The 12,955-nt window shown below is 60.1% G+C and carries 14 protein-coding genes; 3 read left to right on the forward strand and 11 right to left on the reverse strand.

The genetic code is table 11. The features are described 5' to 3' along the window. Positions 1 to 23: 23 nt before the first annotated feature. The 8 genes from GIW02_RS19025 to puuE form a co-directional block, all read right to left on the reverse strand. On the reverse strand, positions 24 to 809 hold the full coding sequence (locus GIW02_RS19025) for an outer membrane protein OmpK (protein WP_236418450.1): 786 nt from the start codon (positions 807 to 809) through the stop codon (positions 24 to 26). A gap of 23 nt (positions 810 to 832) precedes the next feature. Next, a complete protein-coding gene (locus GIW02_RS19030) occupies positions 833 to 1,201 on the reverse strand; it encodes a hypothetical protein (protein WP_236418451.1) in 369 nt (122 codons plus the stop codon). Positions 1,202 to 1,243: 42 nt separating this feature from the next. Then, a complete protein-coding gene (locus GIW02_RS19035; RefSeq protein WP_236418452.1) occupies positions 1,244 to 2,590 on the reverse strand; it encodes a nucleobase:cation symporter-2 family protein in 1,347 nt (448 codons plus the stop codon). 195 nt (positions 2,591 to 2,785) lie between these two features. Further along, positions 2,786 to 4,090 (reverse strand): urate hydroxylase PuuD, encoded by a 1,305-nt coding sequence (locus GIW02_RS19040; protein ID WP_236418453.1) that lies wholly within the window; start codon positions 4,088 to 4,090, stop codon positions 2,786 to 2,788. Between the two features lie 51 nt (positions 4,091 to 4,141). Then, entirely contained in the window at positions 4,142 to 4,645 is a 504-nt protein-coding gene (locus GIW02_RS19045; protein ID WP_236418455.1) for an ureidoglycolate lyase, read from the reverse strand. 148 nt (positions 4,646 to 4,793) lie between these two features. Continuing rightward, a complete protein-coding gene (alc, locus tag GIW02_RS19050; protein ID WP_236418457.1) occupies positions 4,794 to 5,789 on the reverse strand; it encodes an allantoicase in 996 nt (331 codons plus the stop codon). 81 nt (positions 5,790 to 5,870) lie between these two features. After that, positions 5,871 to 6,386 carry a 2-oxo-4-hydroxy-4-carboxy-5-ureidoimidazoline decarboxylase gene (uraD, locus tag GIW02_RS19055; protein ID WP_236418459.1) on the reverse strand — a complete coding sequence of 172 codons (516 nt, stop codon included), beginning with the start codon at positions 6,384 to 6,386 and terminating at the stop codon, positions 5,871 to 5,873. Further along, complete coding sequence (gene puuE / locus GIW02_RS19060) at positions 6,383 to 7,309, reverse strand: allantoinase PuuE (RefSeq protein ID WP_236418460.1); 927 nt, start codon at positions 7,307 to 7,309, stop codon at positions 6,383 to 6,385. Before puuE ends, uraD begins: the two co-directional genes overlap by 4 nt. 390 nt (positions 7,310 to 7,699) lie before the next feature. On the opposite strand from puuE, the gene uraH reads away from it, so the two are divergent. Then, positions 7,700 to 8,053, forward strand: coding sequence for a hydroxyisourate hydrolase (uraH, locus tag GIW02_RS19065; protein WP_236418462.1), 354 nt, complete (start codon positions 7,700 to 7,702; stop codon positions 8,051 to 8,053). Between the two features lie 146 nt (positions 8,054 to 8,199). On the opposite strand, the gene GIW02_RS19070 is transcribed toward uraH, so the two are convergent. The 3 genes from GIW02_RS19070 to GIW02_RS19080 form a co-directional block, all read right to left on the reverse strand. Next, complete coding sequence (locus GIW02_RS19070; protein WP_236418463.1) at positions 8,200 to 8,826, reverse strand: LysE family translocator; 627 nt, start codon at positions 8,824 to 8,826, stop codon at positions 8,200 to 8,202. 15 nt (positions 8,827 to 8,841) lie between these two features. After that, positions 8,842 to 10,188, reverse strand: coding sequence for an NCS2 family permease (locus GIW02_RS19075; protein ID WP_236418464.1), 1,347 nt, complete (start codon positions 10,186 to 10,188; stop codon positions 8,842 to 8,844). 396 nt (positions 10,189 to 10,584) lie between these two features. Then, positions 10,585 to 11,019: a MarR family transcriptional regulator gene (locus GIW02_RS19080; protein ID WP_236419224.1), complete on the reverse strand. Its 435-nt coding sequence runs from the start codon at positions 11,017 to 11,019 to the stop codon at positions 10,585 to 10,587. Positions 11,020 to 11,100: 81 nt separating this feature from the next. On the opposite strand from GIW02_RS19080, the gene GIW02_RS19085 reads away from it, so the two are divergent. Next, the gene (locus GIW02_RS19085; protein WP_236419226.1) at positions 11,101 to 12,267 is read left to right on the forward strand and encodes an aminotransferase-like domain-containing protein; all 1,167 of its coding nucleotides are present in this window, start codon (positions 11,101 to 11,103) and stop codon (positions 12,265 to 12,267) included. 10 nt (positions 12,268 to 12,277) lie between these two features. Next, positions 12,278 to 12,880, forward strand: a complete 603-nt coding sequence (locus GIW02_RS19090) for a glutathione S-transferase family protein (RefSeq protein ID WP_236419228.1) — start codon at positions 12,278 to 12,280, stop codon at positions 12,878 to 12,880. The last annotated feature ends 75 nt before the right edge of the window (positions 12,881 to 12,955 follow it).

A 12,955-nucleotide genomic window follows, 5' to 3' on the forward strand; every position in this document is an offset into this window, starting at 1 on the left:
CACATTGACTATGTGCTGATCAATCAGAAGTGGTACTTGACCAGGAAGCTCGCCGTGTCCTGGGTGGTCTTGAATGCACCGGTATCTTCGATGCCGTACTTGTTCTTCCAGTAGTCGTACTCAAAGCCCACATACAGTTGCTTGTCGCCCCAGTGCAGCGCCTTGCCCAGGTCATATTTAACCTGTGGGTTGAAGTGCAGGTTGGCGTGGTAAGTGCCACGCGCGTTCTTGTCGTTGTCGGTTACCCAGTCCATGAAACCGTCGATCAGGATGTCGGAGCTGCCCACGGGGATGGTGTACGACCACACCGGGGTGATCTGCCACACACCGTCACCCGGGCGATTGCCCTCGGTCTGGCGCTGGTAGAAGTTCAGCTGGAAGTAATCGAAACCCGGGATGTTCAAATCGAAGGCCGGGCCCAGCAAGTACGACTCGTTATCGCCTTCGCCGAACTCGTAAGTGAAGGCCAACAGCACATCCTTGATCGGGCCGAGTGACAAATCCTTGTCCAGAATCTTGCCAAACGACAAGCGCGGGCTGAACTCGCCGTAGTAAGTATTCGGGCCGACGTTGCCGTCTTCCTTGCCGTTATAAAAGATACGGTCGAGGAAGAAGAAGTTGTCGCCGTACTTCCAGGCGTCGGCATGTTCGAACGTGACGGTTTGCTGGATCTGCGGGTTAACGGTAAAGCTCTTGCCCCACAAGTAAGTCAGGCTGTTGTTCTGCCACTGCAACAGGTCACCGGCCACGGCTTGGCCACCGGCCAGCAGGGATCCCGCCAGCATCAGGCCTTTGAACATAGGTTTCATTCGGTTGCTCCCGAGTTAAAGTTTTATGGTTTTTCTTCTACGCAGACGCTCTGGTGTGGCGTCTTTTGGTTCGCTGCAAAAATCGTCTGTTCGGTCAGCTTTGATGCTTTTAGCAAGAGCTGCGCCAAGGTGTTTAAAAAGCCAAAAAATCCCCGTCGGCTGCAACGGATGCAGTCGAATTCAGAGGACATTTGCGCACTTTGGCAGCAGACATAAGGCCGGGATAAGTTGGCCTTGCAGTCAGCTTTTACATTCGCTGTTTTTTTTTGAGTCGATTCGAGCGGGCGCGGAGAATACTGGCTCCGAAGCCTTGGCTCAAGTGCGCTGTTACAGAGCGCGTGGGGCGAGAATGGGGCACGGCGTGTGGCCGGCCCCGGATGAAGGGTGTGCATGCGAGTGTTCCCTGTCTTGTTATTGTTTTACTAACAAAGGAATCAATGCGTGTGGGCGACGGCGGGGCGCTCAGCACCGCCGAGAATGTTGAACAGAATGTTCAGCGACAACGCGCTGAGGGTCGCCATGGCGATCCCGCTATGGGTAATCGGGCTCATCCACAATGGCAACTGCGCGAAGAACTCCGGGCGCACCACCGGGATCAGGCCCATGCCGATGCTCACCGCCACCAGCAGTTGGTTGCGACGGTCAGCGATGTCGGCTTCCTGGAGGATCTTGATGCCCGTGGCCGCGACCATGCCGAACATGGCAATCGCTGCGCCGCCGAGCACCGCCGGGGGAATCGACGCCACCAGGTACGCGGCCTTTGGCAGCAGGCTGAGCACGATCAGAAAGGCCCCGGCCATGATCGTCACCGAGCGGCAACGCACGCCGGTCATCTGCACCAGGCCGATGTTCTGCGCGAACGAAGAGTGGGTAAAGGTGTTGAAGAAGCCGGCGAAGAACGAGGCGCCGGCATCACACAGCAAGCCTCGGCGCAGCATCTTGGGCGAGACTTCCTGGCCGGTGATTTTGCCCAGCGCGAGGAACATCCCGGTGGACTCGACGAAGATGATCACCACCACCAGGCACATGGACAGGATCGGCGCCAACTCGAACTTAGGCATGCCGAAATGCAGCGGCGTCACCACCTGCACCCACGGCGCCTGGGCGAGGCCGCTGAGGTCGACCATGCCGATGGCGCCGCACAGGGCATAGCCCAGGCCCATGCCGATCAGCACCGAAATATTCACCCAGAAGCCGCGCATGAAACGGTTGATCAGCAAAATGGTGGCCAGCACCAGCGCGGCAATCGCCAGGTAAATCGGCGAGCCGAAGGTCGCCGCGGCGCTGCCGCCACCGGCCCAGTTCACGGCCACCGGAAACAGCGACAGACCGATCGCAGTGATCACCGTGCCGGTCACCAGTGGCGGGAAAAAGCGCACGACCTTGGACATGAACGGCGCGATCAGCATGCCGAAGAACCCGGCGGCGATGGTCGCACCGAAGATGCCTTGCAAGCCGATGCCGGGCATGCCCGCCATGGCGACCATGCTGCCGACGGCGGCGAAACTGGCGCCCATCATCACCGGCATACGAATGCCTACCGGGCCGATGCCGAACGACTGCACCATGGTAGCGATGCCAGCCACCAGCAGGTCGGCGTTGATCAGAAAGGCGATTTCTTCACGGCTCAGGCCGGCGGCCTGGCCAATGATAAGGGGCACGGCGACGGCGCCGCCGTACATCAGCAAGACGTGTTGCAGGCCTACCAGAATCAGTTGCAAGAGGGGCAGCCGCTCCATGGCAGGGGCGGCAGGAATCTGCGGTTCGACTAACTCGGTCATGCAACACCTCGAATCTTTTTTATTGTTGTGTTGTTTGGCATTCAATTGCCGGGTGTAACTCGATCTTCAAAACACTGCAGGCCCAAATGTGGGAGGGGGCTTGCTCCCGATAGCGGTGTGTGATTCAAAACATCATTGACTGAACTACAGCAATCGGGGGCAAGCCCCCTCCCACACTGGATCTCTGTGAATCAGTTAATTGGTACGCGCCCCCTGGTTGATCCAGGTGCCAATCAAATCGCGCTCCTGCTGGGTCATCTGGGTGATGTTGCCCAGTGGCATGATCTGGCTCGCCACGGCCTGCGCCTGAATGCGCGCGGCCTGCTGCTGGATCTGCGCCGGGGTGTCGAACATCACCCCGGCCGGTGCGGTGCTGAACAGCGGGCTGGTCGGCTTGGCCGAATGGCACACGGCGCAGCGTTCCTGGATCACCCCATGGACCTTGTCGAAATCAATCGTGGCCTGTGCGGGCGCGGCGGGGGCGGCAGCCGGTTCGGCAGGTGCAGCAGGCGCGGCAGGTTTCAGGCCACCGCCCAGCGCAGTTTCCGGCAACGGCTGATATTCGATGGCCGCTGGCGCCTTCGCCACTTCCGGTGCAGTTGCAACAGGTTTGGGCCCGGTCACGTACGCCAGGCAAATCATCGCCAACGCGCCTACCGGCAAGGTCCACGCATACTTCTGGCTGTTGTGGCGGGTGTTGAAGTAATGCCGCACCAACACTGCCGCCACCGCGATACCCGCCAGGATCAGCCAGTTGTATTGGCTGCCGTAGGTGCTCGGGAAGTGGTTGCTGATCATGATGAACAGCACCGGCAAGGTGAAGTAGTTGTTGTGACGTGAACGCAACAAGCCTTTGGCCGGCAGTGCCGGATCGGGGGTGCGGTTTTCCGCGATCGCTGCCACCAGCGCACGCTGGGCCGGCATGATGATGCGGAACACGTTACCGACCATGATGGTGCCGATCACCGCACCCACATGCAGGTAGGCGCCACGGCCGCTGAACACTTTGCTGAAGCCATACGCAGCAGCAATCAGCAGCACGAACAGGATCAGGCCGAGCAGGGCAGGGCGCTTGCCCAGGGCCGAGTCGCAGAGGAAGGAGTAGATGAACCAGCCGGCGAGCAACGAGCCAAGGCCCAGCAATACGCCTTCCGGGCCACTGAGGCTGCTGCCCGGAGCCAGCAGGTACAGCGTGGGGTTCCAGTAAAACACGACGCACAGCAGCGCAATGCCCGACATCCAGGTGAAATAGGCTTCCCATTTGAACCAGTGCAGGTTGTCCGGCATGGTCGGGGGGGCCAGTTTGTATTTTTCCAGGTGGTAGATACCGCCACCGTGGATCGCCCACAAGTCACCGGCCAGGCCGCTCTTGGGGTTGACGCGATTAAGGTTGTTTTCCAGCCAGACAAAATAGAAGGAAGCGCCGATCCACGCGACGCCAGTGATCATGTGAACCCAGCGCACGCTCAGGTTCAGCCATTCCATCAAATGTGCTTCCACAGTCTTTACCTCTCGCCTGTCACCCTTGTTGTCGGGTGATCCGGCCTTCTCTTATTGGTGGGGGGCGAGGATCAACCGCTCATCCTCTTCAAAAAAATGCTCATCGCAGTTATTGCCTGTGCCACTGCGATCAACCACCAGGAAGTCATCCCGCTTTTCGATCGTCAGCACCGGGTGGTGCCAGACGCCGCGATGGTAATTAATGCCCTGCCTGCCGTTGGTAACGAAGGCGCGGACCAAGCCCGATACAGGTGCATCGCCAAGTGGCGCGACCACGATCAGAAAGGGGTTGCCGAGCAGCGGAATGAAAGCCTGGCTGCCCAGCGGGTGTCTCTCCAGCATGCACACGGTCAACGGCATCTGCAGCGCGTCGGCGCGGAAGATGCTGATGATCGCGTTGTCTTCAGGCTGTGCGGTTTCTACCGTTGCCAGCTTGTGAAAGCGCATGGTCGACCCGTTGTTGATCATGAAGTGATCGCTGCCGTCGGTTTCGATAACGTCTCCGAACGGGGCGAAGGCTTCTTTGGTCAGGGGTTCGATCATCAGTGTGCGCATGGCTGTCTTCTTTTCCGAATGCTGTGTTGTTAGTTCTGCTGTTTGTGGCGAGGGAGCTTGCTCCCGTTGGGCTGCGTAGCAGGCCTATCTTTTGGGGCCGCTTCGCGGCCCAACGCGGGCAAGCCCGCTCGCCACAGGGGTTCAGCGCTTACTTCGAGACTTTGCCCAACACCCGCAGGCGGCTTACACCGCCATCCGGGAACACGTTCAGGCGGATATGGGTAATCGGCCCGAGTGCCTTGATCTGCTCGGCGAAGGTGTGTTCGGCGTGCATTTCCAGTTTCTGCGCCGGCAGCAGTTCGCGCCAGAACAGCGATTGGGTTTCGATCTGGCTGTCGGTGCCACCCTTCACGAAGGCGCCCTGGATTGAGCAGGTGTCCGGGTAATTGCCCTTGAAGTGCAGGGTGTCGACGACGATCTTCTCGATCTCACCCGGATGGCCCAGCGCGACGATCACCCAGTCATTGCCCGGTGTACGACGACGCGCGGTTTCCCAGCCGTCGCCCATGTTGATGCCACGGCCCGGGTTGAGGATGTTGCTCATGCGGCCGAAGTGTTCGTCGGAGCAGGCCAGGGCGCGACCGCCGTTCAAGGCTGCAGCCAGGTCGATTTGCTCGTTGTCGCCTACCGAGGACCAGTCGCGGAACGGCACGCCGTACACACGCAGGCGGGCCACGCCACCATCCGGGTAGATGTTGAAACGCAGGTGGCTGAACGCCTGGTCGTTGCTGATCTCGTGGTAGTGGTGGCTGTTGCCTTGCAGCTCGACGGCCGACAGCACTTCCACCCACTGGGTGTTGTCATCAGGGTCGCCCGAGGCCAGGAAGCAGGCTTCCAGGGAGGCCGATGGCGGGTAGTTGCCGGTGAAGAATGAAGTGTCGATGTCCACGCCCTTGATCGAGCCCGGTACGCCCAGGCGGATCACCGCGCTGTCGTAGCCTTCGAAGCGCTTGCGGCGCGACTCCCAGCCGTCCATCCACTTGCCGTTGTCATCGAAAACGCCCTCCTTCCACACGGCCGGGGTCGGCTGGAACAGGCGGTTGGCGTCGGCGAACCAGTCATCGGTGACCGAAAGGATCTTGGTGCCCAGACGGGCGTCGGCCAGGTTGACGAACTTCTCGAAAGGTACGGCGTAAGCTTTCATTCTTCTTGTCTGCCTTAAATAGAGTGGCTTGGGATGCTCGCCAGGCCCTGGGCGTTCATGAGTCGCTCGGGCCAGGTCTGCTTAAAGAGTCAGTAATCGGAACAACGCGATTTTATTGATCTCGGCCAACGCGCAGTTGAACTCGGCTTCCACCGAGTTATGAATGCGCGTTTCAAACGCGGCGAGGATCTGGTGCCGGTTGCTGCCTTTTACCGCCATGATGAAGGGAAACTTGAACTTGGCCTTGTAGGCATCGTTCAGCTCGGTGAAGCGCGAGAACTCTTCGGCCGTGCATTGGTGAATACCGGCGCCAGCCTGTTCATGGGTGCTGGCTTGGGTAAGTTGGCCCTGGACGGCGGCTTTGCCGGCCAGGTCCGGGTGGGCGTTGATCAAGGCCAGCTGGCTGGCATGATCGGCGCTCAACAGGATGTCGCTCATGCGCTGGTGCAGGGTTTCGATCTGGTCGATCGACGCGTCCTGGCCCAGGTCGAAGGCCTTTTCGGCCACCCATGGCGAATGTTCGTAGATATCGGCGAAGGCTGCGACGAACGCGTCACGGCTCAAGGTCGAGGGTTTCAAGGTCTGGAAAGCAGTCACTTGGCAGCTCCCTGGTACGGGTGGGTTTCGTGCCAGTGGCGCGCAATGTCGACTCGGCGGGTGAACCACACTTGCTCATGGCCCTTGGCGTATTCGATAAAGCGCTTCAAAGCAGCCAGGCGCGCCGGGCGGCCGATCAGGCGGCAATGCAGGCCGATGGAGAGCATCTTGGGGGCTTCAGCGCCTTCGGCGTAGAGCACGTCGAACGCGTCCTTGAGGTACTCGAAAAAGTCATCGCCCTTGTTGAAGCCCTGCACCTGGGTGAAGCGCATGTCGTTAGTGTCCAGGGTGTAGGGGATCACCAGGTGCGGCTTGCCGGTGGGGTTGTTGGGTTCCCAGTAGGGCAGGTCGTCGTCGTAGGTGTCGCAGTCGTAGAGGAAGCCGCCTTCCTCCATCACCAGCCGGCGTGTGTTGGGGCCGGTGCGCCCGGTGTACCAGCCCAGTGGGCGTTCGCCGGTCAGCTCGGTGAGGATGCGGATGGCTTCGAGCATATGCTCGCGCTCCTGGGCCTCGTCCATGTACTGGTAGTCGATCCAGCGGTAGCCGTGGCTGCAGATCTCGTGGCCGGCCTCGACCATCGCGCGGATCACGTCCGGGTGGCGCTGGGCGGCCATGGCCACGGCGAAGATCGTCAGCGGGATGTCGAATTCCTTGAACAGCTTGAGGATGCGCCACACGCCGGCACGGCTGCCGTATTCATACAGCGACTCCATGCTCATGTTGCGCGCACCTTGCAGTGGCTGGGCCGAGACCATTTCCGAGAGGAAGGCTTCGGACTCTTTGTCGCCGTGCAAAACGTTGCGCTCGCCGCCTTCTTCGTAGTTGAGTACAAATGACAGGGCGATACGTGCCTTGCCCGGCCAGTGAGGGTGAGGAGGGTTACTGCCGTAACCGATCAGGTCGCGTGGGTAGTCAGCGCTCACTGCAGTCTTCCTTCTTGTTCATGTTGGCGATGGGTGTGGCGGCCGGGCAGTGAAATGACTGGGTGGCGTCACAGCGATGGCTGATTGTATACAACTTAATGCGTACTTTGTAAGCCCGGATTTCTGCATTTTTTCCGTCAGACCTTCTCAGCTTAGCACTGCAAGAAACCTGCCTGACTGGTCAGCTAATGGACAAAAGGTCGTTTAAAAGCAAGGGTTGCTTGGCAATCAGGCAATCGGCCCACCTGAGCAACGGGGATCAGAAGTTTGTGATTTTTATTGTGTACAATTTTTTTGAAAAGTGTCTTAATCAGCCATCGCCGGCTTTTTCAGTGCGCTGAAAAGGTGCAGGTTTTCTCTTTCATGAATTTAGGGAGGCGCGCAAACGCTATGGGACGTTTGACCACACACGTATTGGACGCTGCACATGGCTGCCCCGGCAGCGCGATCCAGGTCGAGCTGTACCGCGTCGAAGGCGCGCAGCTGGAACTGGTCGCCAGCACCTTGACCAACAGTGACGGCCGTTGTGATGCGCCGCTGCTGCAAGGTGAAGACTACCGCAGTGGTGTCTATCAATTGCAGTTCAGCGCCGGCGACTACTACCGCGCCCGCGGCGTGCAACTGCCTGAACCGGCTTTTCTTGATGTGGTGGTACTGCGTTTCGGCATCAGTGCCGAACAAGACCATTACCATGTGCCCTTGCTGATTTCGCCTTACAGCTACTCCACCTATCGCGGTAGCTGAGTCGTCACCTCGCTTCACACCCCCAAAGCTCTTCGTTGGTTTCGCCCGCTCACACTGCGGGCTTTTTTTTGCCTGGCCTTCAGGTGTTTCAAGCCAGTGGAATGCTCAGCGAACCCGGCAGCGCAGTGGCTGCCGGGCAAGGCCAATCAACGACTCAACAAGGACGCCGCCCCCGCGCCACCGAACAACCCGGCGCTGATCCGGTTGAACCAACTCTGGCCCTTGCCACTGCGCAAATAGCGCGCCGCGCCGTGGGCCCCCAGGCCGTAGGCCAGCTTGCACAGCAGGTCGAGCACGGTCCAGGTGGCGATCATGTTCAGCAACTGCGGCAAAAACGCCTGTTCGGCACTTAAAAACTGCGGCAGGAAAGCGGCGAAAAACAGGATGTCTTTCGGGTTGCTGGCGCCCAGTACAAAGGCGCGGCCGAACAGCGCGCGAAAGCGTGGCGTGCTGGCCACCTGCGGCACGTCGGCGCCGTGGGCCGGTTGCCGCGATTGTTGCCAGCTCTGCCAGGCGAGGTAGAACAGGTACAGCGCGCCGACAATTTTCAGCGCGCTGAACAGTTGCTCCGATGCGAGCAGCAATGCGCCCAGGCCCAGGGCCGACGCACTCAGCAGGCAGATCGAGGCGATCACCCCGCCCAGAAACGCCGGGTAAGAGCGGCGCAGGCCGTAGTTCAGGCTGTTGCTGATCATCAGCAACGACAGCGGCCCCGGGATCAGGATCACCACCAGTGCAGCGCCGCTGAACAGCAGCCAGGTTTCCAGACTCATTGCTTGCTCCTTTTTTTATAGAAAGACGAACTTGGCGATAAAGATCGCGCACAGCACCCACAGGCTCACGGAAATCTCGCGGTACTTGCCGGTGCCAGCCTTGAGCGCCACGTAGGTGATAAAACCCAGCGCGATGCCGTCGGCGACTGAAAAGGTCAGCGGCATCATGATCGCCGTGACGATCGCCGGAATGCTGTCGGTGGCCTCATCCCAGTTGATATGAGCCATGCTCGCCATCATCAGCATCGCCACGTAAATCAGCGCGCCGGCGGTGGCGTAGGCCGGGATCATGCCGGCCAGCGGTGCAAAGAACATGGCCGCCACAAACAGGATACCCACGGTCACTGCCGTCAGCCCCGTCCGGCCACCGGCGGCCACACCGGCGGCGCTTTCCACGTAGCTGGTCACGGGCGGTACACCGACCATGGCACCAAACACGCTGGAGGCGCTGTCGGCCTTCAAGGCGCGGGACAGGTTATCGATCTTGCCATCGGCATTCACCAGCCCGGCGCGTTGTGCAACGCCCATCAGTGTACCGGCGGTATCGAACATGTGCACAAACAGAAAGGCAAATACCACGCTGATCATGCTGATATTGAACACACCTTTCACGTCCATCGCCATCCAGGTTGGCGCCAGGCTCGGCGGCGTGGAGAGGATGCCGTTGTAGTGCACCAGGCCCAGGCCCCAGCCGGCCAGCGTCACGGCGATGATGCTGATAAGGATGGCGCCGAACACCCGGTGGTAGCTGAGGATCGCGATCAGCAGGAAGCACACCGCCGCCAGCAGCGGCGCCGGTTCATGCAGCGAGCCGAGCTTGATCAGCGTGGCCGGGCTGTCGACGATGATGCCGGCGGTTTTCAGGCCGATCACCCCGAGAAACAGCCCCACACCCGCGCCCATGGCATGGCGCAGGCTCACCGGAATGCTGTTGAGCAGCCATTCCCGCACCCGTGAGAGAGTGAGGCCCATGAACAGCACCCCGGAAATAAACACCGCGCCCAGCGCGGTTTCCCATTGGTAGCCCATGGTGCCGACCACGGTGTAGGTAAAAAACGCGTTCAGCCCCATGCCGGGCGCCAGGCCTACCGGCCAGTTGGCGTAGAGCCCCATCAGCAGGCAACCCAACGCGGCGGCAATGCAGGTGGCGACAAAGGCCGCGCCGTGATCGATACCGGCGTCGGCCATGATGTTGGGGTTGACGAAGATGATGTAGGCCATGGTGATAAAGGTGGTGAGGCCGGCGATCAGCTCGGTCTTCACTGTGGTGCCATGCAGGCGCAGTTTGAACAGGCGTTCCAGCAGGCCGCCTGGCGGTGCGGCGAGGTCGAGCGTAGGGGCTTCGGTTTTGCGGCTATCCACAGCGAGTACTCCTCAAGAGTTTTATTGTTATTTCCAGCGCCGGTCACATGAGTGGGCAACAGCGCTTTGAGGTACTGGCGGGTTTTGTTGACCAATAGGTCAGGAACTCGCACGAAGCGAATTATGCTTTTGTATACAAAGAAAGCAAATAATGTTTTCGATTATGTGGGGGGAAGGGGATGAAAGGCTAACGGATGTCAGCAATTTTTTATGCTGGGTACGCGTTCGTGGCGAGCGGGCTTGCACGCGTTGGACTGCGAAGCAGGCCCATTTTTTGGGGCCGCTACGCGACCCAACGCGGGCAAGCCCGCTCGCCACAACAAGCTTGTTTGCCACAATAAGTCCGCTTGCCACAACGAGCCTGTTTGCCAATACAAGCCAGTTTGCGCGACCCGTCTAGGACTGGCCGGCGAGCGCCTGATTGACCGCCAGCCAGCCCGCTACCGCGTCTTCTCCGGCCTCACTGAACGCGCGTTGCAATAGCTTCACCTGCTCGCGGCGCAGCGACTGTTCGAAACGCAGCCCCTCGGCGGTCAGTTGCAGCAGGCGTTTACGCTTGTCGGCCTCGGACGCAACGCTGTCCACCCAGTGCATTTCCTGCAATTGGCGCAGTGGCATGTTCAACGCCTGCTTGCTTACGCCGAGCAATTCCAACAGTTCCTTCACGCTCAGGGCGGGGTAGCGCGCGATAAAAAACACGATGCGCTGGTGCACCCGGCTCAGCCCGCGGCGTTCGAGCATTTCGTCGGCCTTGGCAGTGAATGCCTGGTAGCCGAAGAAAAACGCCTCCATGGCCTGCTGCTGGCTGCTTTGGTTTTTAAGGTCAAGCATGTTGACGTATCCACTCAAGCTGTCGTAATTTCGGTCAACCAGTTTGACGTATTTCCCACAGGCTTTGCTAGCGGTGACCTTATGGCCTTCTCTGAACGTGTAACACGCCTCAAAAGCTCCTTGATCCGTGAAATCCTCGCGGCGGCCCAGCGCCCGGAAGTGATGTCGTTCGCCGGTGGCCTGCCCGCCGAGGCCATGTTGCCGGCGTTGAACTGGGACGACATGCCGCTGAACATCGGCCAGTACGGCATGAGCGAAGGCGAGCCGCAGCTGCGTGAGTTGCTCGCCGCCGAGGCGCGCGCGCTGGGCGTGCCGTGCCAGGCCAGTCAGGTGCTGGTGGTCAGCGGGTCCCAGCAAACCCTGGACCTGGCGGCCAAGCTGTATATCGACAAGGGCACCAAGATCCTGCTGGAAGGCCCGACCTACCTGGCCGCGTTGCAGATCTTCCAACTGTTCGGCGCCGATTGCCTGACCGTGCAACTGCAAGCCGACGGCCCCGACCTGGCCAGCTTGCGCGCCAACCTCGAGCGGCATCGCCCGGCGTTTATCTACCTGATCCCGACGTTCCAGAACCCCTCGGCCGTGCGCTACAGCGAGGCCAAGCGTGAGGCCGTCGCGGCGTTGCTCGATGAGTTCGGCGTGACCTTGATCGAAGACGAGCCCTACCGCGAGCTGACCTTCGACGGCGCCAGCGCCAAACCCATCGTCGGCCGCTTGAAAACGGCCAGCTGGATCTACACCGGCACGGTCTCCAAAACTTTGTTGCCCGGCCTGCGCGTGGGTTACCTGATCGCCAGCCCGGACCTGTTCCCGCACCTGCTCAAGCTCAAGCAGTCGGCGGACCTGCACACTAACCGCGTCGGCCAGTGGCAGGCGATGCAGTGGATCGGCACGCAAAAATACCAACAGCACCTGGTGCAACTGCGCAGCTTTTACCGTGAACGCCGCGATGCGTTCGAGGCGGCACTGCAGCGCCACTTCAGCGAGCTGGCCAACTGGCAAGTGCCCCAAGGCGGATTATTCTTCTGGCTGACCTTGAAACAGCCGCTCGACACCCGCACCTTGTTGGCGCAAGCATTGGAACAGAATGTCGCGTTCATGCCCGGTGAACCGTTCTTTTCCGAGCCGGACCAGCACCATGGCTCACTGCGGTTGAATTTCAGCCATATCGACCCGTCCCGTCTGGACGAAGGTCTCAAGCGCCTGGCCGCGGTGGTCCGTCAAGCACAGCACGCGCAAGCGGCATAAGGGGAGCCCCATGTACAAGGTTTATGGCGATTACAAATCGGGCAACTGCTACAAGGTCAAATTGATGCTCAACCTGTTGGGTATTCCGTATCAATGGGTGGACATCGACATCCTCAAGGGCGACACCGAAACCCCTGAATTCCTGGCCAAGAACCCCAACGGCAAAATTCCGGTGCTGGAGCTCGAAGACGGCACCTGCCTGTGGGAATCCAACGCGATCCTCAATTTCCTCGCCGACGGCAGCGAATTCTTGCCGGCCGAGCCGCGCCTGCGCACCCAAGTCCTGCAATGGCAGTTCTTCGAGCAGTACAGCCACGAACCGTATATTGCGGTGGCGCGGTTTATCCAGTTTTACCTGGGCCTGCCGGAAGATCGCCAAGAGGAATACAAGAAGTTGCACAAGGGTGGTTACAAGGCCCTCAAGGTCATGGAGCGCCAATTGCAACTGACGCCGTACCTGGTGGGCGAGCAGTTCTCCATCGCCGATGTGGCTTTGTACGCCTACACCCATGTGGCCCATGAGGGCGGCTTTGACTTGGACCCCTACCCGGCTGTACAGGCGTGGCTCAAGCGCGTAGCCAGCCATCCACAACACGTGGCGATGCTGGATTAAGCGCAGTTCAAACTGTGGGAGCGGGCTTGCTCGCGAAAGCGGTGTATCAGTGACAGATGTATTACCTGACACACC

Source organism: Pseudomonas syringae (assembly GCF_021606685.1).
GTDB classification, from domain to species: Bacteria; Pseudomonadota; Gammaproteobacteria; order Pseudomonadales; family Pseudomonadaceae; genus Aquipseudomonas; species Aquipseudomonas syringae_R.

Coding starts and splice junctions, on each gene's coding strand:
- GIW02_RS19025 (WP_236418450.1), bottom strand. CDS start 809: ATGAAACCTATGTTCAAAGGCCTGATGCTGGCGGGATCCCTGCTGGCC.
- GIW02_RS19030 (WP_236418451.1), bottom strand. CDS start 1,201: ATGCACACCCTTCATCCGGGGCCGGCCACACGCCGTGCCCCATTCTCG.
- GIW02_RS19035 (WP_236418452.1), bottom strand. CDS start 2,590: ATGACCGAGTTAGTCGAACCGCAGATTCCTGCCGCCCCTGCCATGGAG.
- GIW02_RS19045 (WP_236418455.1), bottom strand. CDS start 4,645: ATGCGCACACTGATGATCGAACCCCTGACCAAAGAAGCCTTCGCCCCG.
- alc (WP_236418457.1), bottom strand. CDS start 5,789: ATGAAAGCTTACGCCGTACCTTTCGAGAAGTTCGTCAACCTGGCCGAC.
- uraH (WP_236418462.1), top strand. CDS start 7,700: ATGGGACGTTTGACCACACACGTATTGGACGCTGCACATGGCTGCCCC.
- GIW02_RS19070 (WP_236418463.1), bottom strand. CDS start 8,826: ATGAGTCTGGAAACCTGGCTGCTGTTCAGCGGCGCTGCACTGGTGGTG.
- GIW02_RS19080 (WP_236419224.1), bottom strand. CDS start 11,019: ATGCTTGACCTTAAAAACCAAAGCAGCCAGCAGCAGGCCATGGAGGCG.
- GIW02_RS19085 (WP_236419226.1), top strand. CDS start 11,101: ATGGCCTTCTCTGAACGTGTAACACGCCTCAAAAGCTCCTTGATCCGT.
- GIW02_RS19090 (WP_236419228.1), top strand. CDS start 12,278: ATGTACAAGGTTTATGGCGATTACAAATCGGGCAACTGCTACAAGGTC.